This window comes from Paenibacillus gorillae, assembly GCF_000513275.1.
GTDB classification, from domain to species: domain Bacteria; phylum Bacillota; class Bacilli; order Paenibacillales; family Paenibacillaceae; genus Pristimantibacillus; species Pristimantibacillus gorillae.
In genome coordinates this window covers 74974-99715 of sequence record NZ_CBVJ010000075.1, presented here as the reverse complement: position 1 = coordinate 99715, position 24742 = coordinate 74974, and the positions used below count along the sequence as shown (strand labels likewise).

Annotated in this window: 26 protein-coding genes; 21 read left to right on the top strand and 5 right to left on the bottom strand. The window is 52.9% G+C overall.

Annotated features, from left to right (window positions below; genetic code table 11):
- Positions 1-11: 11 nt before the first annotated feature.
- A complete protein-coding gene (locus TY10_RS12745) occupies positions 12-452 on the bottom strand; it encodes a GNAT family N-acetyltransferase (RefSeq protein ID WP_042163945.1) in 441 nt (146 codons plus the stop codon).
- Positions 453-501: 49 nt separating this feature from the next.
- Positions 502-804, bottom strand: a complete 303-nt coding sequence (locus tag TY10_RS12740) for a hypothetical protein (RefSeq protein ID WP_042163943.1) — start codon at positions 802-804, stop codon at positions 502-504.
- Between the two features lie 110 nt (positions 805-914).
- On the opposite strand from TY10_RS12740, the gene TY10_RS12735 reads away from it, so the two are divergent.
- From TY10_RS12735 to TY10_RS12720, 3 genes are all read left to right on the top strand, one after another.
- On the top strand, positions 915-2294 hold the full coding sequence (locus tag TY10_RS12735) for a VWA domain-containing protein (RefSeq protein WP_052350529.1): 1380 nt from the start codon (positions 915-917) through the stop codon (positions 2292-2294).
- Between the two features lie 606 nt (positions 2295-2900).
- Positions 2901-4661 (top strand): 5-oxoprolinase subunit PxpB, encoded by a 1761-nt coding sequence (gene pxpB, locus TY10_RS29820; protein ID WP_081735254.1) that lies wholly within the window; start codon positions 2901-2903, stop codon positions 4659-4661.
- A gap of 22 nt (positions 4662-4683) precedes the next feature.
- On the top strand, positions 4684-5463 hold the full coding sequence (locus TY10_RS12720; RefSeq protein WP_042163939.1) for a LamB/YcsF family protein: 780 nt from the start codon (positions 4684-4686) through the stop codon (positions 5461-5463).
- Between the two features lie 48 nt (positions 5464-5511).
- Here TY10_RS12720 and TY10_RS31015 read toward each other — a convergent pair whose 3' ends face one another.
- The 3 genes from TY10_RS31015 to TY10_RS29815 all read right to left on the bottom strand — a co-directional run bounded on the left by TY10_RS31015 (position 5512) and on the right by TY10_RS29815 (position 7486).
- Positions 5512-5658, bottom strand: a complete 147-nt coding sequence (locus TY10_RS31015; protein WP_202903180.1) for a hypothetical protein — start codon at positions 5656-5658, stop codon at positions 5512-5514.
- Between the two features lie 84 nt (positions 5659-5742).
- Positions 5743-6564: a hypothetical protein gene (locus TY10_RS12715; RefSeq protein WP_042163937.1), complete on the bottom strand. Its 822-nt coding sequence runs from the start codon at positions 6562-6564 to the stop codon at positions 5743-5745.
- Positions 6527-7486: an eCIS core domain-containing protein gene (locus TY10_RS29815; protein WP_202903179.1), complete on the bottom strand. Its 960-nt coding sequence runs from the start codon at positions 7484-7486 to the stop codon at positions 6527-6529. Before TY10_RS29815 ends, TY10_RS12715 begins: the two co-directional genes overlap by 38 nt.
- A 192-nt stretch (positions 7487-7678) precedes the next feature.
- Between TY10_RS29815 and TY10_RS12705 the strand changes: the two genes are divergently transcribed.
- The 18 genes from TY10_RS12705 to TY10_RS12625 all read left to right on the top strand — a co-directional run bounded on the left by TY10_RS12705 (position 7679) and on the right by TY10_RS12625 (position 24741).
- Complete coding sequence (locus tag TY10_RS12705) at positions 7679-8437, top strand: sensor histidine kinase (protein ID WP_238327573.1); 759 nt, start codon at positions 7679-7681, stop codon at positions 8435-8437.
- Between the two features lie 100 nt (positions 8438-8537).
- Complete coding sequence (locus TY10_RS12700) at positions 8538-9245, top strand: response regulator (protein WP_042163935.1); 708 nt, start codon at positions 8538-8540, stop codon at positions 9243-9245.
- 163 nt (positions 9246-9408) lie between these two features.
- The gene (locus TY10_RS12695) at positions 9409-9912 is read left to right on the top strand and encodes an ATP-binding protein (protein WP_052350528.1); all 504 of its coding nucleotides are present in this window, start codon (positions 9409-9411) and stop codon (positions 9910-9912) included.
- Positions 9887-10231, top strand: a complete 345-nt coding sequence (locus TY10_RS12690; protein ID WP_042163933.1) for an STAS domain-containing protein — start codon at positions 9887-9889, stop codon at positions 10229-10231. Before TY10_RS12695 ends, TY10_RS12690 begins: the two co-directional genes overlap by 26 nt.
- A gap of 27 nt (positions 10232-10258) precedes the next feature.
- The gene (locus TY10_RS12685; RefSeq protein ID WP_052350527.1) at positions 10259-11455 is read left to right on the top strand and encodes a PP2C family protein-serine/threonine phosphatase; all 1197 of its coding nucleotides are present in this window, start codon (positions 10259-10261) and stop codon (positions 11453-11455) included.
- Positions 11456-11461: 6 nt separating this feature from the next.
- A complete protein-coding gene (locus TY10_RS12680) occupies positions 11462-13696 on the top strand; it encodes an ATP-binding protein (protein ID WP_081735252.1) in 2235 nt (744 codons plus the stop codon).
- 146 nt (positions 13697-13842) lie between these two features.
- Positions 13843-14427: a Pvc16 family protein gene (locus tag TY10_RS12675; RefSeq protein ID WP_042163928.1), complete on the top strand. Its 585-nt coding sequence runs from the start codon at positions 13843-13845 to the stop codon at positions 14425-14427.
- The gene (locus TY10_RS12670) at positions 14424-15218 is read left to right on the top strand and encodes a hypothetical protein (protein ID WP_042163925.1); all 795 of its coding nucleotides are present in this window, start codon (positions 14424-14426) and stop codon (positions 15216-15218) included. The genes TY10_RS12675 and TY10_RS12670 overlap by 4 nt, the downstream gene beginning before the upstream one ends.
- A 101-nt stretch (positions 15219-15319) precedes the next feature.
- Positions 15320-17026, top strand: a complete 1707-nt coding sequence (locus TY10_RS12665) for a phage tail sheath family protein (protein ID WP_042163922.1) — start codon at positions 15320-15322, stop codon at positions 17024-17026.
- 83 nt (positions 17027-17109) lie between these two features.
- The gene (locus tag TY10_RS12660) at positions 17110-17544 is read left to right on the top strand and encodes a phage tail protein (protein ID WP_042163920.1); all 435 of its coding nucleotides are present in this window, start codon (positions 17110-17112) and stop codon (positions 17542-17544) included.
- Between the two features lie 105 nt (positions 17545-17649).
- A complete protein-coding gene (locus TY10_RS12655) occupies positions 17650-18030 on the top strand; it encodes a hypothetical protein (RefSeq protein WP_042163917.1) in 381 nt (126 codons plus the stop codon).
- A 17-nt stretch (positions 18031-18047) separates the two neighbouring features.
- Complete coding sequence (locus TY10_RS32265; protein WP_081735251.1) at positions 18048-18227, top strand: DUF6760 family protein; 180 nt, start codon at positions 18048-18050, stop codon at positions 18225-18227.
- Between the two features lie 6 nt (positions 18228-18233).
- Complete coding sequence (locus tag TY10_RS12650; protein ID WP_042163915.1) at positions 18234-18695, top strand: phage tail protein; 462 nt, start codon at positions 18234-18236, stop codon at positions 18693-18695.
- A 280-nt stretch (positions 18696-18975) separates the two neighbouring features.
- On the top strand, positions 18976-21825 hold the full coding sequence (locus TY10_RS12645; protein WP_042163913.1) for a hypothetical protein: 2850 nt from the start codon (positions 18976-18978) through the stop codon (positions 21823-21825).
- Positions 21826-21857: 32 nt separating this feature from the next.
- On the top strand, positions 21858-22484 hold the full coding sequence (locus TY10_RS12640) for a CIS tube protein (RefSeq protein ID WP_042163912.1): 627 nt from the start codon (positions 21858-21860) through the stop codon (positions 22482-22484).
- A 6-nt stretch (positions 22485-22490) separates the two neighbouring features.
- The gene (locus TY10_RS12635; protein WP_042163910.1) at positions 22491-23579 is read left to right on the top strand and encodes a phage late control D family protein; all 1089 of its coding nucleotides are present in this window, start codon (positions 22491-22493) and stop codon (positions 23577-23579) included.
- Positions 23576-24316: a phage baseplate assembly protein V gene (locus TY10_RS12630; protein WP_238327572.1), complete on the top strand. Its 741-nt coding sequence runs from the start codon at positions 23576-23578 to the stop codon at positions 24314-24316. The genes TY10_RS12635 and TY10_RS12630 overlap by 4 nt, the downstream gene beginning before the upstream one ends.
- Positions 24317-24339: 23 nt before the next feature.
- Positions 24340-24741: a GPW/gp25 family protein gene (locus TY10_RS12625; RefSeq protein WP_042163908.1), complete on the top strand. Its 402-nt coding sequence runs from the start codon at positions 24340-24342 to the stop codon at positions 24739-24741.
- Position 24742 lies beyond the last annotated feature (1 nt).

Here is a 24742-nt window from a genome sequence, read left to right as displayed (position 1 = left end):
GCTTTTTGCTGTTAGATCAACGATTTGATCATCGTAACGTGGGGAATGCCTTCTTCCATGAAAATATCCGAGACGGTCTCATATCCCAGTCTGGCATAGAAGGCTTCCGCATGCGTCTGGCCATTCAGCTTCGCTTGTGTCAGCCCCATTTCCTTTGCTTCCGCTTCCAATGCCTCAGTAATGGATTTGCCAAGGCCATGTCCCCTAGAGGAGGCAAGTACGCAGATCCGCTCGAGTTTGGCGACTCCATTTACGGGTCTTACCCGGCCTGTAGCAGCAGGTTGTCCATCAAGGAGCACTAATACATGATGGGCCGCCGAGCCGATTTCATCAAATTCATCGTATTCTTTGTCCGCATCTACACCTTGCTCATCAACAAAAACCTGCTTCCGGATTTGAAACGCGGCAGACCGGTCCTCGTCGTTACTAATCATTCTTGCTGTAATTGCCATGCAGCTCATCATCCTTCTTTCAGGTTATTAGTTGTACTATTTCATGACGTTATCCTTCCTGCAGCAAGCCGTCTCCGCGTATCGCAGCAGCGTGATGCTGCTCATTCGGATGCAAATAGGCGATGCCCTCAAAGCTTCGTCCGTCCCGGGCTGTTGCCCGTAAATAAACTTGAATATTTTCGCTTTGGCCAAACCAGCCGAGCAGCTCACTGTCAGTAATTCCGTCTACATTCGCATACCAGAGCCGGGATCCGTAATCGGATACGATTACGAGTTCAGCGCTTGTAAAAGAAAGTTCTTCCGTACGCTGTTCAAATTCAATCGTAACTGCTGCTAAATCAATAGTCTCCATCTTCGCTAACCTCCAATGCCTGATTCGATTTTAATGCGAGGGATTGTTTAATGCAACAATTGACAGCCCTTCTTCGTTAATATGGGAAAAGATAGAGGGGGTAGAAAAAAATGTTCATTTCTGCTGTCTATACCGTTTGGAGGCATCGAAAGGCCATCAGCTTTGCGCTGCTTGCTGCGATGCTTATTCTCATGTCGGCCTGCTCCAGCGATAATAATGCCTCAGATTCCGCTGGGCGCAATAAAGGAGCGGATTCGCCGACGGCATATAAGGGCGAGGAATCATCTTCCACGCGCAAGGAGGCTTTTGACGATGCGGCGGCTTCCGAGCCCAAGCCGGAAAGGGACCGTAGTGAAGAGAGACGCCGCGGATCGAATCCGAATGACGTGCAGGTGCAGGCGGGCCAGCTTACGGCGGGGGAATGGGATGATCTTGCCGCATGGGGGCCGTTCGGTAATTTGTTGAACAGCCGAGAAGGCGATGAGAACCGGAACTATTGGCGTTTCCGTGCGTTCGACCGCCTTGAAGTCGAAGTGACCGCGAGCGGCCGGGCGGTAGCTGATGCGACCGTTCGTTTGAAGGGACAACAGCGTACAGAATGGACGGCCAAAACGAATGCGGCAGGCAAAGCCTATGTGTTTGCCGGTCTATTCGATGGCGGACGAAGTGAAAGCCGCAAACGCATGGAGGACAAAAAAGCTGCCGGTAACAACAGGGCTGTCGACAGCTACGCCAATAACGACGGTCTATATGAGGTTGAGGTCAGCCATGGCAACTTAAGCAAAAAAATGAAAAATATCCGATTGTCCGAGCAGGGCTCGCTGAAGGTTAGTCTGGACGGGGAGCCGGAAAAGTCCAATAACTTGGACATTATGTTCGTAATCGATTCGACTGGCTCGATGCAGGATGAGCTTGATTATTTGGCGGCCGAGCTGAAGGATGTGGTTGGCCGGGTAGGACAGGAGCATGCCAATCAGCTGGCGATTCGCATTAGCACCAACTTTTACCGTGACATTCATGACGATTACGTTGTAAAGCCATACCCGTTCACGAACAATATCGACAAGGCGATCGGGCAAATTGCTTCGCAAAAAGCGAAGGGCGGCGGCGATTATCCAGAGGCAGTGGAACAAGCGCTGCGTGACGCGGTGCGCGAGCATGACTGGAGAGACGAGGCTAGAGCACGTTTAATGTTCCTCGTATTGGACGCCCCTCCGCATCATGAACAGCAAATTATGGATGAGCTGCATGAGCTTATTGGCGAAGCGGCTTTGCAAGGCATCCGAATCATACCGGTCGTGTCGAGCGGCACAGATGTGCAGACGGAGTATTTGATGCGGTTTATGGCGGTATCTACAGGCGGCACTTATTTGTTTTTGACGGATGACAGCGGCATCGGCGGGGAACATCTTGAGCCGGCTGCGGGCGAATACGAAGTGAAGCTGCTGAATGATTTGCTGGTGGAGACGATTAATCGTTATGTACAGTAATGAGGTGAGTTCAGGGGGAGGATTAACGCCTCTGTGAGGCGTTGTCGCCAAACTGTAGACAAAATCTTAGCAAGACTGTATCAAGGACGAACCAAACGGCAAAATCGGTTAAACTTTATCGAGAACAAACCAATCGGCAAAATTTACCGAGAACGAAACAATTCGGAAAGACTGTACGTAAAACGAGCCAAATGGCAAGACTGTAAGGAGAATGAACTAAACAGCAAGATTGTATCGAGAATGAACCAAACGCAACTCTATGCCAAAAACGAATCAAAATGTAAATCTGCAGTTTGTAAGCCGGATTTTCGGTGGTTTATCGTGTCAAAATGCAAATATGCAGTTTGATTAGCCCAAATAGGCTCTATGGAGTAAAATGAGGCGATTTCAAATGTACTTTTACATTTTGAACGCTCATATGGAGCTTTTGACACCAATCAGCATGCACTTTTGCATTTTGTTTCACGTTTAACATAGGAAGAGAGCCTATTGGAGTGCTGGAGCGATAACGCCGTTATCGCTTTTTTTGTTGTTCGGGAAGCAGTAGCGGCGGCCGCTCGTTTCTTTTAGAATGATAATAGATATGAAGCAGCGGAGGTGTGAGCCATGCAGTTTGAATTGTTGCCGTTAGGCGACCGTGCGATCGTACTGCGATTGGCGCAAAATAAAGGCACGGAGGGATGGCGCGCAATGGCTGCTGCTGCCGCGATAGTGGAGCGAGAAGCGTCTTCGTGGATCGTCGATGCCGTTCCGGCTTATGACACGTTAACGGTCATTTATGATCCATTAAGGCTTCTGGCAATGGCAAACCAGCTTGATGAGGAATCAGCTTATCAAATGGCTGAGCGGCTGCTGAGTGAACTTATTGGCAGCCGGACAGGCAAGGATGATTGGGATCGTGAGCAGCCGTTGCAAGCAATTCAAATCCCGGTATGCTATGGTGGCGAGTATGGGCCGGATTTGGAAGAAGCAGCGGAAAGATCGGGTTTGTCGGCGCGACAATTTATTGAACACCATGCAGCAGCCCCATATACAGTGGCGATGATCGGTTTTATGCCGGGTTTTCCTTATTTGAGCGGACTGCCGGAGGAGCTGACACAGCCAAGAAAAGCAGTGCCGAGGGCAGCTGTCCCTGCCGGTTCTGTAGGCATTGCCGGCGGGCAGACGGGCATTTATCCGCAATCAACGCCTGGCGGATGGCAGTTAATCGGACGCACATCGGTCAAGCTGTACGATATCGACCGGGAGCCTCCGGTCTTACTGAAGGCCGGTGACCATGTTCATTTTGTGCCGGTAGACCGGCTGGAAGAGGAAGATGAGGCGGCTGCTGCCGGTAGTTTGATCGCCGAGAAGCAACTCGGACCCGATGGAGGCATACAAGCGCCTTTTGTGTCGATAAAGCGCCCAGGCATGTGGACGGCTATACAGCATACGGGAGAAGCGGGTCTTCGTGCTTACGGAATTCCAGCGGGAGGCGCGATGGACCGGTATGCGCTGCGAGTGGCCAATCTGCTGGCAGGCAATGAGCCTTCTGCAGCGGGCTTGGAGCTGACATTAGCCGGGCCGGAGCTTGTATTTGGCGCTGATCAACTAATCGCCATCTGCGGAGCGCCAATGTCGCCAACGATAGATGGCGAGGAGCTGCCGATGTGGCGGCCGCTATGGGTGCGGAGCGGGGCAGTGCTCCGCTTCGGTCATGCAAGCAGCGGCTGCCGCGCATATGTAGCGGCGGCCGGGGGCTTGGAAGCAAGGCGGGCGAGTATTGGCCGCCGCCTTGCCGCAGGCGATCGCGTGCCGATGCAAGGCGGCGCGGAGCTTTCACGCTGGGCCGCGGCTTGGGCAGCGGCACTGGCGGAGAAGGCAGGCAGCCGGAATTGGGCGGCTGCCTCCTGGTTTGCGCAGCCGAGTGTATACGGCGGCGGAGCAAGTGAAGACGGCATCGTGCTGCGCGCGATGCCGGGCAGTGAATACGGGCAGTTTAGCGAAGCTGCCCGAGAGCTGTTCTTCCGGGAGCGGTATCGCGTCGCTCCCGCATCGAACCGGATGGGGTGCCGACTGGAGGGCACCCCGCTGGAGAGAACAGTCCGTGCGGAGCTGCTGTCGCACGGGGTAACGCCCGGCACCGTTCAGGTGCCGCAGGGAGGTGCGCCGATCGTACTGGCTGCCGACTGCCAGACGACCGGCGGCTATCCGAAAATCGCGCATGTCGCTACTGCTGACATGCCGCTGTTGGCGCAAGCACGCCCCGGCGATTGGCTGACCTTCAAGCGCATTACGCTTGAAGAAGCGCAACTGCTGGACCTGGAGGTCGAGCGGGAGCTGAAGCTGCTTACGGCTAGCATTCGCAGCCGGCTGCCCCGCAACTGAGTAGAGAAGGAGGGAAACGGTAATGAAAGAGAGCGGAAAGACCGTCGATTTGAATTGTGATTTTGGTGAAGGGTACGGAGCGTATACTTTCGGCCAGGATGCCGAATTACTGCAATACGTTACCAGCGTGAACATTGCTTGCGGCTTCCATGCAGGCGATCCGCATACGATGCGCCGGGCAGTTGAGCAGTCGCTTGCAGCCGGAGCAGCAATTGGCGCCCATCCCGGATTGCCTGACCGCCTTGGCTTCGGAAGAAGGGAAATGGCGATAACGCCAGAGGAAGCCTATGATTTTACTGTTTATCAGATCGGTGCTCTCTCTGCCTTTGTGCGTGCAGCAGGAGGAAGGCTGCAGCATGTCAAGCCGCATGGCGCGTTGTACCATATGGCGAACAGCAATTCTGCCATTGCCGAGGCGATTGTCAGGGCAGCTGCGGCGACAGGGGATGCGCTTACGGTATATGGACAGTCAGGCAGTCTGCTGCTGGAAGCAGCGCGGCGGGAAGGACTGGCTGTCGCTTCGGAGGTGTTCGCGGATCGCGCTTATGAACGGGACGGCAGCCTGATGGCCCGGAACAAACCCGGTGCGCTCATAGCGGATGAGGAGCAGGCCGCTGCCCATGCGGTTGCCATGGTGAAGAACGGTTACGCCATAACCGTTGATGGAGAAAGGGCCCCGGTTCAGGCAGATACGATATGCCTGCACGGCGACGGTCCCCATGCTGTACAATTTGCCTCACGGATTCGCAAAGCTTTGATTAAGGCGGGCATTCGAATAGAAGTACTGGATCACTCCAAATAAAACAGCCTTCAAATTCGCAACGTGCTGCGGATTTGAAGGCTGTTTTCGTTAAGGCTCATCGGTCTCCGATTCGTACGCAATTAAAGAGATCGGGGAACCAAACTGCTCGGTTAACTTCTGCTCCAGCTTGCGAATCGCTTCAAGCGCATCCGCCCGGTCGCCTAGTTCGGCGATTTTGAAGCTGCTGTCCAGCATGCCGCCACTCCTCCTTCATCCGCATGTTCTTCTCATCATTTACGCAACGGGACAATCTTATACAGCTGATGAAGGCAGGGCTAATCAGGCTTGCAGCAGAGAAGGCGTGATTCCGTATCCCAGTCCCGAATCCTGGGGAGCGATGGATTTCAGCTCGATCGCCAAGGAAAGCTCGTCGTCGTCATCAACAAAGGGATCAATTGTTCCTTGGAAAAACAGCATATTGACATACTCGTTGATCATTATCGATTTTTCACTGTTGATACTGTTGTCTACGAACGGCAAATCCAATTTTCTATCGATCAGCATATCAATTTCCGGTTGAATGAGCTGTTGGGTAATGGCCGTGAAAGGATTGGTTTTCCAAAAGGTATTGATCGCTTCAATTTTTCCTGCGAAGGTTGGGATAAAATGCCGGTCATAAATGTGCTTCCAGCATTTAACTGGAATTGACACGGATACGGATACGGTTCTTACCCGGTGATCGATGTCGACTGCCTGTTTATTTTTTTTCTGTTTTTCTATTTTTCTTTTGGTAAAGATGGGAACCGTAATATCCCAGTCAAAGGTTACCGGCGCCAGGTTTGGTGGATAATTGCCTTTGTCCCGGCCGAGCTCGGCGGGCTTGGCGTCCAGCCATTCAGCAGACACCCGTTTGACTTTCTTTTCAGCCGTATCCTCATCCGGCTTGTAACTGTACCAGATGGCGGGATCAAATACAGGTGCGGCTCCCTTTTGGATTTCGGTCAAGCAGTCAGCGATCGCTTCCAGTACGGTTGCAATGGTGGTATCCAGCCCTTCGTCATAGCTGTCGATGGCTTCTTGATGATTCAACACCGGCAGCAATGCGAGCTTGCGGATCTGAGTGTCAAGTTCCAGGATGGATGCGCTTCGCTGGGTTTGCACGGATTTGTTGCCGCTCATCACCATTTGCGGATCGAAGCCGGAGCCCGGGTTGCCAGTTGTAAGCTGGTAACCGGGGGTTATATTGTTTTTTCAAATTCAGCAGCGTGTTTTTCAACCCGCTTTCCCCTTCCTCGGGCTTGGCTGCATCGCTGAACTTTGTGTATGCGGCTTTTGTCAGTACATATTGAGTAGCACTGGGTTGTACCATCTCACCAATACTGGCTGCAGTTGCCGCCAGCTTTTTCATCATGTCCTGCGAGACGGAATGATCCAGCTGCATATTGTCGTTGCCCGATGCTGTGCGTGATTTTTTTAACCGGTCAAGGTTGTCCTCGTTCGCTCCGGTGAACAGCTGAGCGGAGCCGGACGGGGCAGGGACATCGGCGAGCTCTTTTGAAGAGACGCCAGTTCCGCTTCTTGCGGCTGATGCGCCCATGCGGTCTGCTTCGCCTTCGAGAGACGGATTATCGTTCACATCAACATCGCCCATTTGGGTAGTGGGCTTTACCCGCCCTTGCTTCTGCTGGACAACATGCCAAGCCTCATGAGGCAAGTGCTTCTCTTGGCCCGGACCGACATGGATCTGGCTGCCCTGGGCGTAAGCCAGTGCGTTGAGCTGCGAAGGCTTGGAAGAGTTATAGTGAACCTTGACATCGTCCATAGACATGCCGGAGAGCTGCTCCACGCCTGATTTCAACTGATCCGGCAAGCCTGTCCGGTTAGGACTCGCTTGCGGAGTCGCCGATTCGGAGTCCTGAGTTTGCAGCAGCTGTGCAACGGCGCGGTTGCCAGCCGTCTGTTGAAGCTGGGCGATCCGGGAGGAGGGCATAGGGACAGCTGCCCCGCTTGAAGAAGTTTTTTTCTGAATGACCGGCCCCGCCTGCTGCGATGCCTTCTGTTTCTTCGATATTCGCTGATGCAAGGCAAATACTCCCTTTCTATTTGCTAGTGCTCCTCATGCTATACGTTTAAAAATGCTCGTCTCATTGTAGCATAGAATGGATAAAAATGGCTGAATTTCGTTGAAGCAACTGTCACAATACCGTAATTGTTCTTTCCGAATCGGTCTAGTACACTGGAGGGTAATAATGGGGAAGCGGCAGGTGGAGCATGCATGTCTTATAAGTGGCTGAAATTTCTTATTCTGTGGATTCCTACAGTTACAATCGGGCTGTGGGAATATACCCGTCATGCTTTTTTATTGCAATATATATCGATGGATCTCGGCAATCTGCTGGCTCCGCTTCTAGTCTTGATTGTGACGCTGACGCTGCTGCGGGGACTCTTCGCGAAGCTGGAGCAGACACAGGAGGCGCTGCAGCGTGAGCAATTGGCGAAAGCGTCGCTGGAGCAGCGTGAGCAGCTTGGGCGCGAGCTGCATGACGGCATCTCGCAGTCGCTGTTTCTGCTGTCGGTACAGATGGATCGTCTGGAGCATGCGGAATCGGAGGAAGCGGCGCTGCAGAAAAGGGAGCAAATCCGCGGCACCATCAAGCATGTCTACGAGGATGTCCGGCAGTCGATCGCCAGCTTGCAGTCGATTCCCGCAGCGGACGATGTCTCCTGGAATCTGGCGATTCATACGCTGGCAGAGGAAATGCGGCAGACGAGCGGGATGAAGGTCGTTATCGATTGGCGGCTCAGTGAAGGGCTGCTGTCGAATAAGCACAAAATTGAGCTGCTGGCCATTATCAGAGAAGCGTTAATGAATATCCGCAAGCATGCGAATGCGAGCGTCGCCAGCGTTATTTGCACCGAAGCGGCAGGACAGCCGTCCGGGAGCGGCACCACATTCCGCTGCCTCATCCGGGATAACGGTATTGGGACCAGCCAGAGCAGTCTGGAGGAAAAGGGGAATACGGAGTCCGGATGATGCGCGACCGTGCAGAACGGATGGGCTGGACGCTGCGAATAGCGGGCAGGACTGGAGAAGGCACGGAAGTTGAAATAACGAATGAAAGCGAGGCTGGACAATGACAGACGGCGGTACGATGAAAATAAGGGTGTTTTTAATCGATGACCACCCCCATGGACGCGAAGGCATGCGAGAGATCGTCGGCAGCGATCCTTCTTTTGAAATCGCCGGTGAGGCGGCCAGCGGTGAGGAGGCCATTGCGAGAATTGACGATGTGCTCCCGGATCTTGTTCTGATGGACATTAATATGCCGGGCATGGGCGGGCTGGAAGCGACACAGCGGCTCAAATTTTTGCACCCGGCATTGAAAATCGTCATGGTGACAGTATCCGACGATATCACAAATTTGTTCGAGGCTATCAAAAGAGGAGCACAGGGCTATTTGCTCAAAAACTTAGCTCCATCGGCTTGGCTCGAATATTTGCGGGCGGTGGCGGTAGATGAGGCGCCAATGTCGAAGGAGCTGGCCTTCCGGCTGCTGCAGGAATTTTCTGCCCGGGGAGGAGCAGGCGGCATTCCACAAAGCGGCCAGCCGGTCCGGTCCGGCGGAGAGGCCTCCATGACGACGCCGTTGACGGAAAGGGAGAAGGAGATTTTGGAGCGGGTAGTTACCGGTGAATCGAACCGTGAGATTGCAGCTGCTTTCGGGTTATCGGAGCATACGGTCAAAAACCATTTGAAAAATATTTTACAAAAGCTGCACTTGGACAACCGCGTGCAGTTAACCCGTTATGCTTTCGAAAAAGGGCTTTTTCAACGGCCTTAATCGGCGCTGCAGCCTTAATCCCGGCTTTTTCGACAAAAGCGGCAGGATTCATCTCTTTTTCGTAGAATAGTTACATCATTCGGACGGGATTGCTGTCATTAATGGCCTGGCAGCAGGCGGATGCGGGGCTCGGCTCCGAACTTTTTATGCAGGAGGGTTGCGGATGTCGAACGCTTGGCAATTTCCGATTGCCCGGGAAATTCAGCTGCACAACCGGGTGGACGAGCTGGAGCGGCTTAATGAATGGCTGGAAGCGGTTGGCGAGGAGGCAGGCTGGCCACCGCGGGCTAAGCTTGATTTGTCGCTGGCCTGCGAGGAACTGATCGTCAATATCGTCAACTACGGTTTTCCCGCGGGCGGAGAGCATTATATTTCCGTAAGTGTATCTGCTTCTCCGCTGGCTGCTGAGCTAAAAATCGAGGATGCGGGCGTGCCGTTCAATCCGCTGGAGGAGGCAGACCCGGACAGGTCGCTAGAGCTGGAGGACCGGGATATCGGGGGCCTTGGCATTTTTTTTGTGAAACAATTGATGGACGACATCCACTACGAGCGGACGGATGAGCGCAATCGTTTTCGGATGAGCAAGACGTTCAGCTACATAAACAAGAAGACGAACAATGGCAAGCAGGAGGACAATACAGATGAATATCGAGACGCAGGACATTAATGGAATTACCGTTTTACCGCTTGAGGGAAGACTGGACGGGAATAACGCTTCGATCGCGGAGCAAGCTTTTTTGCAGCAGGTAGCCGAGGGGAAGCAGCAATTTATTTTTGATTTTAGCGGCTTGCAATATATAAGCAGTGCAGGGCTTCGTGTCATTTTGGTAGCAGCCAAGAAGCTTCGGGCTTCTAAGGGCAGAATGATCTGTGCGAGCCTTGGCGAGCAAGTGCTGGATGTTTTTGAGATGTCCGGGTTTACGAACATTCTGGAGATGGCTGCGACACGTGAGGAAGCGCTCGATAAATTCGGAGCCGGCGTATAGATTGGTGAGAAGAAAGGGGGAGCGGCTTTGGCAATTGCAGGGTGGATCGCAGGCGCTTTAGGGCTTGGAGCTGCTGCGGTGCTGTGGGCAAGAAACAGACGGCTCGCTGCGCAAGTCAAACAGTCGGACATGCTATTCGAGCTCAGCTCTCAGATGTATTCGGCTACGTTGAAGCAGGTACTGCTGCAGCAAGGAGCAGAGGCGGTCAAGCGGCTTGTTCATGCGGAGAAGGCGGCCATTACTCTAGCTGGTGAAACGGGCGGGGGCGGCTTGGATGAGACAGGGGCCATATCCGTACCGCTTACAGCAAGGGGACGCCAGATCGGCGTGCTTCAAGCTGCGGGTAAAAGAGGCGGTTCAGCATTGACAGCTGCGGATCGTGAATTGCTGGACAAGCTTTCGGGCCCTCTGGCTCTCGCTCTAGACAATGCGCTGCTGCATGAAGTGTCGGAGGAGTCCGTTAATGAGCTTCAATTGGCTACCGCGTTAAAGGAAAGGCTGGAGAGCGAACTTCAAATTGCGGGCAGCATTCAGCTAAGCTTCCTACCGACAACGATGCCGTCAGCGAATGAGCCGTTCGACGTTTGTGCGTTGTTGAAATCGGCAAAAGAAGTCGGCGGCGATTTTTATAATTTTTTCAAAATCGACGATGACCATTTGTTTTTCACACTTGGCGACGTTTCGGATAAAGGCATACCGGCCGCGCTGTTCATGGCGATGACGCTGTCGCTGCTGAAAGGGAAAATGCATCCCGAGCTGTCGCCCGGCGAGCTGTTGAAAAAAGTAAATGACGAGCTTTGCCTTGATAACGCTCAGCTGTTTGCAACGATCGTATGCGGCGTGCTGCAAATCTCTACTGGCGAAGCGGTTCTGAGCGACGGGGGACATTGTACGCCATATGTCGTGAAGGCTGGTGGTGAGGTGCTTCCAATCCGGCTTGCCAAGGGTATTCCGCTGGGCTCTTTCCCGGATTTTACTTACAAGGATGTTAAATTGCAGCTTGAACGCGGCGATAAGCTTGTTATTTATACAGACGGCATTACAGAAGCTGAAAATGCGCGCCAGGAGCAATATTCGACTGGCCGGCTGCAGCAGTTTTTAACACAGACGAAGGACTATTCCAGTGCAGAAATTATCGATGCTTTATTAATGGACGTCTTTATGTTTGCTGATGGAGCGCCTCAGTCCGACGATATTGCAGTTCTCTGTCTTACGCGCCGCTAAGCGCATATGCTACAAGGCAAAGGTGAAGCGAAGATGTCCAAATACTATAACAGCTTGCAATACATACAAGATCAGTTATCGATTACAGAGCGGGGAATCCGGCTGCTGCTGCATCATTTCGAGAGCAGGGAAACGGCAGGCGATTCCTCGCTTGCTTTGCGTGGACTGGTTATTACTCCAGCAGATATTGAAAGAACACTGGAAATGGAGCATGGTCCTGGCTCGTACGACCCGCTGGAGGAATTCCGCCTCGAGCGCATACATGCCGAGCGAATGATCGCTGAAGCGGCAGCAGAAAGCCTTGAAGCGGGATTAAAGCTTCCGCTGGCGCAGCTGGCTGGCCGATTTAAGCTAAGCGTATGGGAACTGCGCTGTGTTGTGCTGGTTCTCGCCGCCGAAGTCGACTCCCGCTGGGAAAGCTGGTTCGGATATTTGAATGATGATGTGACGCTGCGCATGCCGACGGCAGAGCTTGCTTTGAGCATGCTGAGCGACAGAATGGAAGATGAAGCGTCCGACCGGTTGTATCTTGGAGAAGGGTCGGTCCTGCGGCGTTATCTGCTCCAGCAAACCGATAGTCCGCCGGGAAGAAGCTCCCTGCGCCAGATCTTGAAGCTGGATGCCCGAATTGTCGGCTATTTGCTGAAGACAGAGCGTTTGGACAAACGGCTGTCCGATTGTGCTGTATTGACGGAAGACGGCGATACGCTGCCGCCGATGCTTGTCGGGGGCGAGCGGCTGGAAGGATTGTCGGCCGCTGTCCGCCGTGAAAGAGGGCAAGGCGAGGAAGACGGAGATATGCCGGTCGTCTATGACGAGCCGGCACTTCCCTTCATACAGATTGCAGGGCCTCAAGGCGCAGGTAAAAAGCTGCTCGCCCGTCATTTGACGCGCGCACTGAAGCAGCCGCTGCTGCTTGTCCGTCTGGATGGACTTCTTGCTTCTGGAGAGAAGCTTCGGGAGAAGCTGGGGCTGCTTATTCGCGAGGCTGTTCTTAGCGGGGCTGTAATTGCCTTCGAGGAGGCCAAGACGGCAAGAACAGAAGAAGAGCAGAGCGGCAGTATGTTTAGGGAAATAAGACGGATGCTGGATGAGTATATGGAAACGGCTGACGAGCCGGCGGTGTTATGGCTGACCCGCGAGGAGAGGCGCAGCGAGCAGCTCCCGCTGCCGGAAGGAGCAGGGCTGCTGAATATTGCATTGACGGTTCCGTCTGCCGATCAAAGGCTGCTGCTGTGGACCCAAGCGGCGCACGGAGGTGTCGACATGCCTGTCCTTGCAGAGCTGGCGGATAAATACAAATTTACTCCCGGTCAAATTGAGGGTACGATGCGCCAGGCAAGGCGGGGAACTGCTCTGGGCGGCGGCGGTTCACTTACTCTTCCGGATATCGATGAAGCGTCCCGCAGCCATGTTAGCCACAGGCTCTCTGAGCTGTCCGATAGGCTAAAGCCCTCAAGAGGGTGGGATGATCTTGTGCTGCCGGAAGAGCCGTTTGCACTGCTTAAGGAAGCTTGCAGCCGGTACCGGAATGGCGAGACTGTCTACAGCCGCTGGGGATTTGGGCAAAAGCTGCCTTATGGGCGCGGGCTTAGCATGCTGTTTGCCGGCCCTCCCGGCACAGGAAAGACCATGGCGGCGGAGGTTGTCGCCAAGGAGCTGGGGCTGGAGCTGTATCGTATTGATCTGTCCCGTGTAGTCAGCAAATATATCGGCGAGACGGAGAAAAACCTGCGAGAGCTGTTCGCAGAGGCGGAGAATAGCGGATCGATTCTGTTTTTCGATGAGGGCGATGCGCTGTTTGGCAAACGGACGGAAGTCAAGGATTCGCATGACCGTTACGCTAATATGGAAGCCGCCTATCTGCTTCAGCGGATCGAAGCATTTGACGGCGTATCGATTCTAGCAACAAATTTGCAGCAGAACATGGACGAGGCGTTTATGCGCAGAATGCAGACGATCATTCAGTTTCCGTTTCCTGACAAAGAAGGCCGCGAGCATATTTTCCGAGGGCTGCTTCCGAAAGAGGCTCCGCTGGACCCCGGACTCGACCTGTCCTTCTTGGCTGATAGAATTGAGGTAACCGGCGGTCATATTAAAAATATTGTGCTGTCCGCGGCCTTTCTGGCGGCGGGTGAAAGCATGCCGATCGGCATGCGCCATATGATACGAGCGTCCAGGCAGGAACTGCAAAAAATGGGGAAAATTATCGTAAAAGAGAGCTTTGAGCCTTACCTTTAGCGCGTTAATCGGGCTAAATTCTCACGGTCTATCAAATTTGGAGAAAACTTGACATTTTCTGATAAATTTTCGTAGTCATTTTTTAGCAAAAACAGTATAATAGTCTCGTTGTTTGATCGGATTAAGCAGGATGAAGGAGGATGAAGATGGCAGGGTATACGGTGATTGCAGATACAGGTGCCAGTTTATTGCGGCTGCTTCGCGAAAGCATGACGCCAGACCCGGTCCCAAGGCCGGAATTAATCGGTCTGGCTTCGCCTCGGGATGCGGGGGATCTCTCACTGTCTCTCTTCCTGCTTAATGTGACGGAGAACGGTGAGGCTCGCCGTACGAAGATGCAGGATCGGGGAGGAGTGCTGCAATTTCCCCCTCTGACCGTTGATCTTTACTTTATGATCACGGCGCATTCCAATGCGGACCGTCTAACCCGGTCGCTGGACGAGCATCGGATTTTGGGTAAAGCGATGCAGGTTCTGTATGACAACTCAGTTTTGCGGGCTCCCTTTCTGGAGGGGGCGCTGGCGGAGAGCGGCGAGACGGCTCGAATCTCTCAAGTCAGTATGGAAAACGATGAGCTTATGAAGCTGTGGCAGTTCGGAGATTTGTCGTACAAGCTTTCGGTGGTATACCGTGTCGGCCCCGTGCTGCTGGATTCCAACCGGACGAAGGCCGTATCGCGAGTGGTGGAGCGGCATATTACGATTGAGGACAAGGACGGTGGGCCGGCTTGAGCGGATTGCGCAACCGAATGATTACCCGCTGTTCGATCGTTGTCCGGCTGGTCGATGTATGGACGAGAAAAACGCCCGGAGCCCAAGAAGTATCTGTATCGCTTGAAGGGTATGTCAAAAGGCCTATCCGGAAAGACGATGGCAGCTACATGTTTCTGGATGTGGAGACGGAGTCCGCACTGCTCGAGGTGCACTCGCCGCTTTACCTGCCGGTTCGGCAGGAACTGGTGCTGAGCAGTTTGAATCCAGCCTCGCCTGTAGTTACCGTACCGTTGCTTCCATCGGGATTCTACCCGCAATCAAGCGGCTCTACAGGCTTGCGGGGCCGGGTGCTGGATTCGACAGGCCGTCCTGCTGCCGATGCGCTCATTACGGCTTATGCGACGGATGAAGCCGCAGCAAGAGGGCGATTATCGCAAGAGCTTGCAGAGCCGGGCGATACATGGCTGAAAGCAGGCTCTTGGCAAGGAGCCAGTACAGCGGGGGAGACGTTTCTCCTTCGCAGCCGTGAGGCGGAAGAACTGGTGCAATTGGCTGAATTAGCCCCAGGCGGTATGATCCGGCTGGACAAGCCGTTAAGGAATGCTTACCGAAGGGGGGCGCTTCTGCTGCCTGCCGTCTCGACACGCAGCGGTTCGGACGGCGGGGTTATCCTGCCGTTCCGCGGCACGCTTCCTTCGAAATTCGGGGTTGCCGTTCGGGCAGCCCTAGGCCAAGCCTCCGGTGCTGCAGATTGGACCGCTCTAGCGGGAGAAGTAGCGGCAATGCCGGACATTACGATTTCCAACTAGCTTTATTAATTATTGGTCTTGGGGTCGATGAAGGCCGGGAGCCATAAGGCTTACGTCAATAGTCGCCTAATACATATATTGTTTCAGAGAGGAGATCACAAATGGCTGAGTATTTGTCGCCAGGCGTCTATGTGGAGGAATTTGAAAGCGGCTCGAAGCCGTTGGAAGGTGTCAGCACAAGCACCGCCGGTTTTATCGGACTTGCGGCGAGAGGTCCCGTTGAAGGGCTTCCGCAGCTCATTACGAGCCCTGCTGATTTCACGCGTGTCTACGGCGGTTATTTGTCGGAGAACGCTTTCGGTTCCTATCGCTATCTGGCTTATGCGGTCAACCAGTTTTTCCTGAACGGCGGCTCGCGCTTGTTCGTTACCCGGGTTGCTCCTTCCGACGCGAAATCGGCGTCGAACGAGGGTGAGGCTGTATTATCTGCTTCCGCTAAAAATCCGGGAGCTTGGGGCAATCAGATCCGCATCATCGTTACCCCTTCCAGCAAGGCAAAAACGCCAATTCTTGAAGTGCTGGAGGGCAACCGCTACCGTGTGAAAAACGGTTCCGGCTTCCATGCTGGCGATGTTGTCGTATTTACAAGCGGCGAGGGTAAGCAGGTTAACCGCGTCGTATCCGTACAGGATCAGACAATCGAGCTGTCGCAAGAATTAACTGGAGAAGTTGCTGATACTGCGCTTGTACCAAGCAAATGGCTGAGCACGAGCGAGTTCACGCTGACTGTTGTCTATGGCAGTGAAGCCGAGACATTCGAGAAAGCTTCCTTGAATCCGGAAGCTCCGAATTTCGTGGACAAGCTGGTTGAGCGTTCTTCCTTGATCAATCTCCATGCCAGTGCGGTTTCTGAAGGCAGCGTAACACCGTTTGAGCAAATTGCCGGCGCAGATGCTGCAACCTTCGAAATTATTCTCTCTGGCGGCAGCGACGGTTCCGCAGCTGCATTATCGCCAGCTGACTTTATTGGCGAAGACAATGGCCCGGGCAAAAGAACCGGCATCCAGTCGTTTATCGACAACGATGTCGTCAGCATTATCGCCATTCCTGGCGTAACCGATCCCAATGTTCAGCTGTCTCTTGTTGCTCATTGCGAAAGTCTGGGCAGCCGGTTCGCGATTCTGGATCTTCCGCGCGAAGCGACGAAGGTACAGGACGTACTGGCCCATCGCGACCTGTTCGACTCCAGCTACTGCGCGCTGTACAATCCATGGCTGCAAGTATTTGATCCGCTGGACAAACGCAATATTTTCATCCCTCCATCCGGTACAATCGCAGGGATCTACTCTCGCTCCGACACAACTCGCGGCGTGCAGAAAGCGCCTGCTAATGAGACGCTTCGCGGCGTAGTTGGGCTGGATGTGCAATATAACAACGGCGAGCAGGACATTCTTAATCCTGCGGGCGTCAACCTGATCCGTGCATTTTCGGGACAGGGCATTCGGGTATGGGGCGCACGCACTTGCTCCTCCAACACGCTCTGGAAATATATCAACGTACGCCGTCTGTTTATTTTCCTGGAAGAGTCGATTAAGAATGGCTCCAACTGGGTCGTATTTGAGCCTAATACCGAGCAGCTGTGGGCACGCGTCCAACGGACGATTGACGCATTCCTGACTCGCGTGTGGCGTGACGGAGCGCTTGCAGGCTCAAGCCCGGCGGAAGCGTTCTATATTAATATCGGTCCTTCAACGATGACGCAGGACGATATCGACAGCGGCAGACTGATTGTCGTTATCGGTGTTGCGCCAGTGAAGCCGGCAGAGTTTGTCGTATTCCGCATTACGCAGAAGACCGGCTCGGAATAGCAATCGGGTAAGCGTCTGACGAAATCATGAATTTATAATGATGGATGAAGAGCTTCCACTTTGAATAACGGAAGGGGATAACTATGCCTGGAGATCGTGTAGATCCATACCGCAATTTTAGGTTTCGCGTTGAACTGGAAGGATTGGAGCAGGCCGGATTTAGCGAAGTGTCCGGTTTTGAGGCGACGCTTGACGTTATCGAGTATCGCGAAGGCAATGAAGTGACGACTCCGCGCAAGCTGCCGGGTCTGGTGAAATACGGCAACATTACACTCAAGTGGGGCACTTCTGAATCGATGGAGCTTTACGAGTGGCTGCAAGAGTGTGTGGAAGGTACGATTGAGCGCAAGACGATTACGATCATCGCGCTTGACGAGGAAGGCGAGGATGTTGCAACTTGGCAGGTTATCGAAGCATGGCCTGTGAAGTATTCTGCGCCTACCTTTAACGGTATGGGCAATGAAGTGGCATTCGAGCTGATCGAATTTGCTCACGAAGGCATGACGCGTACGGCATAGCAGGCTGGAGAACAAGGGCGGTCAGCGGAATAATCATTCCGCGCTGCTCTTGTTTTCCGCTTTATAAATGATAGACATACGAGAGAAGGAACGGAGGCATTGACCATGGCGTTTCAGACGGAATATGAATTCGAGCTGCCGAGAGGCTTTGTCGATGATAACGGCAATTTGCACCGGCGCGGCGTGATGCGGCTGGCAACTGCTGCAGATGAAATACTGCCAATGAAGGACCCGCGTGTCCAGTCCAATCCCAGCTATTTGACCGTCATATTGATGGCTCGCGTCATTACCCGGCTTGGCGATCTGAGACATATCGATACGAAGCTGATTGAGAAGCTGTTCACAGCTGATCTTGCTTATCTGCAAAATCTGTATCGTCAGATCAATGATTTGGAGGCGCCGAAGGTGCTGACCGCATGTCCGAAATGTGAGCATGAATATGAGGTGTCCATCGATTTTTTGTCCTTAACGGAGGCGCTCTCTTAGGATATCCGGCAGATCGGATTTACGAGGAGGTCGGCTTCATCGCCTATTATTTCCACTGGTCCCATGACGACATTATGAACATGGAGCATGCCGAGCGACGGCGCTGGTGCGAAGAGATTTCGCGGATCAACCGGAAAATGAATGACGAGTCGACGGAAAAGCCTAACGTCTTTGATGTGTTCAACAAAAGGAGGTAGCGGCGGATGGCAGCGACAGGTTCTCGCCAGACGGGGCGAATCTACAAAATGGCTTCGGCGTACAAGTTCTGGATCGAGCTGGACGGCATGTTTGTCGCCGGGTTTACCGAGGCATCGGGGCTGGAGGCGGAGACGGAAATTGAGGAGTACCGCGAAGGCGGACTAAACGGTTTTGTGCATCGGCTTCCGAAAGGAACCCGCTATCCGAATATTGTGCTGAAGCGGGGCATGACACAGTCTGCTATATTATGGTCCTGGTACGAGAGCACCGTTAACGGTGCGATAAAGCGCAAGCATGGAGCGATTGTATTGCAGTCGGCGGACGGAAGCGAATTTGGCCGATGGAATTTTACCGACGCTTATCCGGTGAAATGGTCTGGACCGCAGTTGAACGCGAGCACAAGCGATGTTGCATTCGAGACGATCGAGATAGCGCATAACGGCTTAAAGGGTGTTTTTACCCGCTAGCTGGGGGCAGGTATGGTGGCTAACACTAACTAGAAACACGAGCTGCATTAATCAAAATGCAAAAGTACATGTTGTTTTGATGAAAACGGCTGAAAAAGCCGATCAAAATGTAAAAGTACATTTAAAAACACCGAAATTGGCCTAAATGGCGCAAATTCGGGCAAACAAAATGTATTTTTGCAGGTTGAGGGTTGAAATGAGCTAATTAGGGCTGAACAAACTGTATTTTTACATTTTGTTAGGTTGTAGAACAGCAGTTTGGCACAAGGAGGATGCGCTGGTGAAACGACAGGCGGATATAGGCAAGCAGCATGGTAAGCAAGCAGGCACAGCCACGTCTGTACAGCCGTTTGCCGGTGGCATCATGAGCAAGTATAAGAGTTCGAGAAAAGATATTTTTAGCCGCATTTCAATGTCTCATAGGCTCAAGCAGCAGGAGGACACTCCAACGGAGCATAGGATTTTTGTGAAAGTGACAGCGCCTGCTGAAAAAAAGGAACCTAAACAACCGGGACGAGCAGCTTTGCCCGTTATTAAACAAAAGCCGCTAGCGGAGAAAGTTATACGTGAAAAAGTAATTGTGGAGCGTGAGCGGATCATCTTCCGGGATCTGTCGCGCATTATTCAGGAATCTCGAATGATACGGGAAACAGCTGTTACCCAACAGGTGGAAGTTAGCAGGACAACCAGTCAGCAGATGAAAGACACTGCAGCAGGAGTTGTTTCTAAGGGGAAAATGGAAAGAGATGAGGGGCAGCAATTGTTAGCTCTGTCACAAGGTTTTCGTGTGAAAAGATTAACGATGAGCAGTCCTCAGGAAGCAGTTAAGTTATCAAGACCAATGATTATGAAAATAAAGCATCCTATTCAGAAGACAGAGGAGCAGTCTGCCTCTTCTTCTAGCAATAGGAATTTCAATAGATGGAAGTCGAATGAGGAGCTTCAAACTTTAATAGCTAAAGCGAAAAGGATGAGCCGTCCCAGCCAGGAAAGAAGCAGTGCTAAGCTGGAGCATCTCGTTAAGAAAGAACAGCTGATGCGTTTGCAGGAAGCTGCAAGTGGACAGAAAACCGATGCTTCAAGTTTTCGAGCTGAGCATGGTGGACGAAAGGCAGCCGAGACCGGAGAGGGTCAAAGGAAGAGATCGGAGCCTTCTATTGCGGGAGAAACGGAGTCGGATAAACGATTAGAAGTAAAACATTCGAAGTCGGTTGAACGCTCGAACAGGTCAGAGCGTGGAGAAGCAGTTGAGCCATTTAGCGCTAAGAAAAATATGCGTGCTAGAGCTGTAATAACCCAAGCTATGCAGCCTCAAAAGGCGGCGGAGCAAGTGCATACCAAGCCGAGTAGAGCAGAGCAAGAGCAAAAAGAAAAAGATACTAACGGTTCGAGCAAACAGGTACCAGTGGTACAAGCGAGAGCTGAACAAACAATTGCGGCTGAGCGAGGCAGAGGAAGCTCTAAGGTGAACTCAATGCAATCGGCAGAAATAGCTGATTGGACAAATAGCAAGGAACCGAAAACGGCCAGGGCAGTGATGAGGGCTAATGTTACAGGGCTTAATGCAGTGGAGCAAGTACATATCAAGCCAAGCACAGCAGGGCAAACGGAATCCCCAGGAAACGGGCAGGAATCTGCAGAGTCAAAGAGCTCGGATGTGCGTGAGCAAGGAAAAGTAAGGCAAGCTGATGTGATTAAGCAAGTTAGCCCGAACCCTCTGCCTGGAACAGTTCAAATATCTCAAACTGCTGTTCAGTCTGGTGCGGAAGAAAAGGCGAACGGTGCAGCAGCACGTATACATGTAGTGCAGCCGCAAAAGACGGTGGAGCAGGTTCATATGAAGCCGAGTGAAGGGTTGCAAGCACAGGCACTTGAAAACAAGCAGGCGAAAGCCGGGCAAGCATTGAGTGAGCAGTTCAAAGTGGAATCAGCGAGCAGGGAGGACCGAGTTCGTTCAGAGTCTACGGTGAATACAGCGGATTTGTCAGACGTAATGGAACAGCCGGTAAATGAAGCAACGCGGAGTATGCAGGCTAGATCGATAGCGAGGGCGAATGTAACAGAGCTTCAACAGACGGTGGATCAGGTGCATGCAAAACCGGGCGGAGCTGAGCAAGTCGACAAGGTTGGGAATGGACAGACGAATGTTGTACAAACGAATACGGAGCAAATGAAGTCGGTTGAAAGATTGAAAGAAAGTATTCGAGGAAATGCAGTCCAATCGCCTAGTGTGGCAGATGAGCAGACGAATACAAAGCAAAGCATGCAAGCTAGAGCAATAGTGCAGTCGAATGAAGCCGTGGTTCAACGGGCAGCAGAGCAGGTGCATACGAAGCCGAGTGGAACTAAGCAGGCGGAAGCAGTTGAAAGCGAGCGGGTGAAAGCCGAGCAAGTGAAGGCAGTAGAAGGCGTGCGGGCGCAAGCCGAGCAAGCGAAGGCGCTTGAGAGAGAGCGGGCGCAAGCTGAGCAAGCGGGTACGGGTGAGCGAGCCAGTGCGATAGCGCGAGCGAATGCAGCAGCGGAGCCGCAGAAGGCGGCGGAGCAGGTACATGCGAAGCCGAGCGGAGTGAGGCAAGCGAAGGCAGTAGAAGGCGTGCGGACGAAAGCCGCGCAAGCAATCACGGGTGAGCGAGCCGTCGCGATAGCGCGAGCGAATGCAGCAGCGGAGCCGCAGAAGGCGGCGGAGCAGGTACATGCGAAGCCGAGCGGAGTGAGGCAAGCGGAGGCAGTTGAGAGCGAGCGGACGAAGGCCGCGCAGCCGCTGCATGCCTTCGTACTTAGACGTCACAAAGTGAGCGGTACCTCAACTGCGACTGCCACTGCGACGAGTGGACTAGCTTGGCATGACAACAGTCAGCCAGCCAACCCGATGCTGAGTTACGCTAGTGCTGCTTCTTCTGCTCCGCAAGCAGGGGCACCGCTGCCGGCGTTGTCCCATCCGAAAGCGAAGGTGACCGCGAAGGAGCCGGAGCGAATTGTACAAGTAGATGCGCCTAAGGAGCTCGATCCGGAAAAGCTGCAAAAGATTATCATGCAGATGCCGCAGCTTAATCCGGAGGCAATTGCAGACAAAGTGTATCTGGCACTGGAACGAAAAATGAAGCTGGAGCAACGAAGACGCGGCATCTGATCGCCACGGCTAGATGCAGGGGGGCTTAGAAAATGGCATTAAGCAAAGCGAAAATCATTATTTATCGCAGCAAGGGGCAAGAGACGATAGAAGTGATGTTCAACCCGTCGGAGTACGCGCTTGAGACGAGCAACCAGTTCGCCGATTCGGAAATTCCGGGCTTGCAGACGCCTCTCGCCCATTATACGGGGGGCAGTGAATCCAAGCTTACTATGGATTTGTTCTTCGATACATACGAAAGCGGCGAAGACGTTCGAAAGCATACGCTGAAAATTTTGACCGCCATGGAAATCGATTCGGACCTTCACGCTCCGCCGGAAGTCCGCTTTATATGGGGATCGCTTGATTTCAAAGGCAATCTGGAGTCGGCCTCTCAAAGGTATACAATGTTTCTGGAATCGGGTGTACCTGTAAGGGCGACGCTTGGCGTATCGTTTACAAGCACACAGACGATGATGGAGCAATTCCAGGAAATACCACGGCAATCAGCAGACCGGACGAAGCAAAAAACGGTAAAGCAAGGCGATCAATTATGGATGCTTGCAGCTGACGAGTACGAGGATCCCGCAGCTTGGAGGCATATTGCCGAAGCGAACGGCATCGATAATCCGAGGGATTTAACAGCTGGTAGAAAATTGACGATACCGAGATTGGAGTAAGCGCTAATGGCACCGTCCCAAACGAGCGGCTTTGCATCATTGGAAACGAAATACAAGCATTTTGTCGCGCCGGAAATGGAGCTGCTTATTGACGGGGAGTCGGATAAGCTTGCCCAGATGGCGGTGGAATGGGTGGAAGTCGATCTATCGACAGAGACTCACGCGGATATGGCGAAGTTCTCCATCGTTAATGGGTTTAGCATCAGCGAAACTAAATTTGATTGGGTTGAAGATACGATCCAAGTCGGTAAAACTCTCCAGGTTAAGCTGGGCTACGCCGATAAAAAAGGGCTGCTGTTTGACGGGCTTATTACAGGGTATACGCTGGATTACTCATCCAATAGCGCGCCGAAAATTATCGTAACGGGGATGGACCGGTCATTTCTGCTCATGCGCTCCTCTCATTCTAAGGGCTGGTCCAAAATGAAGGACAGCGATGTTGTCAGGCAAATTGCTGGCGAATATGGGCTGACAGCCGAAATCGATGATACGACGATTACCCGCGAACGAATCGAACAGGCAGGCATTAGCGACTATCATTTTATCCGCTCGCTTGCAGTCGACAATGACCGGCAGTTTTATGTGGAGGGCTCTAAGCTCTACTTTGTTAAGCCAAAGCTTGGGCAGCCTGTTGTACAGCTGAAATACGGACAAAGCCTGCTCGGCTTTGCGCTTCAGATCGACGCATCGGGCCAGATGGCGGAAGTAAAGGTCCGGGGCTATGACGTGGACAAAAAAACGCATGTGGAAGCGACGGCCAAATCGGTGACGGCTATGCCATCCAAATCAACAACGGGTCCAAGTCTCGCTAACAAGCTCTCCTCCAAAAAGGTGGAGATCGTCTATTCGCAAGCTGCCTCTCAGGCGGAGGCACAGCTTCTGGCCACCTCGATGCTAGAGAGGAAAGCAAGGGAGCTTGTAACGGGATACGGGTCAAGCATCGGACTGCCGGAGATTAAGCCGGGTAAAATGATTCAGATCGACGGTCTTGGCACCGGACTGAATCAAACGCTCCGCATTACGAGAGCGACGCATCGTCTGGATGCGGACAACGGTTATACGACATCATTTGAAGCAGAGGGGAATGCGATATGAGCATGATGTTCTCGGGCTTGTTCGATCAGCATGGGCAGCATGCCCGCTCGATGGTTCCCGACCAGTTGTCCGGCGTCTGGAACGCGATTGTAACGGCAAACAACGATCCCGACAAGCTGGGCAGAGTTAAAGTGAAATTTCCTCTGCGTGAAGGGGAGCTGCAGACCGACTGGATACGGGTCGCTACGATGATGGGCGGATCGTCACGCGGCACGCTTTTTATCCCCGAGGTCAATGATGAGGTGCTCGTCGCTTTTCTGATGGGCAGAATCGATTCTCCGATCGTTATCGGATCGTTATGGAATAAGGTAGACAAGCCTCCAGCCCCGCATGAGAAGAACGATATTCGGCAGATCAAGACCCGGAGCGGGCATGAAATTACGTTTCAGGATACGGACAATGACGGGAAAATTACGATTAAAACCAACAAAGGGCATCAAATCGAGCTGGAGGAGAAGTCGAATTCCATCACCGTAGAGACGAAGGATAAGGCACAGTCAATTGTGATGACAGGCGGCTCCTCGGGAACAGTCACAGTGAAGGCGGGCGGCACAGCCAAAATCGTCATGAGCAATCAAGGCGATGTGACGATCGAAGGGACGAAATCCACAACGATCAAAGGACCAAAAATCGAGGTAGACGCGCAAGCCTCGCTGACGCTTCAATCCGGCGGCATGCTGGAAATGAAAGCGAGCGGGATGGTATCGATCAAAGGCTCGATCGTGAAGATTAACTAATTTTAGGAAGAGGGCGGTCGGGCATGTCGGCTTCGTTTTTAGGAAAGGGATGGAAGTTTCCCGTGCAGGTCGATGCGACGACTGGCCGGATTCGAATGGCGGAGGGCGAAGAGGATATCGCAGAGTCGATTCGCATTATTTTGCGCACCTCCAAGGGGGAGCGGCTTATGCGGCCTAATTTTGGCAGCGGGCTAAAGGAGTTCGTTTTCGGCACGACAGACGATACGTCGATGAGATTGCTGGCTACGGATGTGGAAGCCTCAATCCGCGGCTGGGAGCCTCGCGTGAAGGATGTTGAGGTGGAGGCAAGCCTGGACCCTGTGCATTCCGGCAGAGTATTGCTGAAAGTCTCGTATGTGGTGCGGTCAACGAACAATTTATTTAATCAGGTGTATCCTTTTTATTTAGAGGAAGGCAGTAACTGAC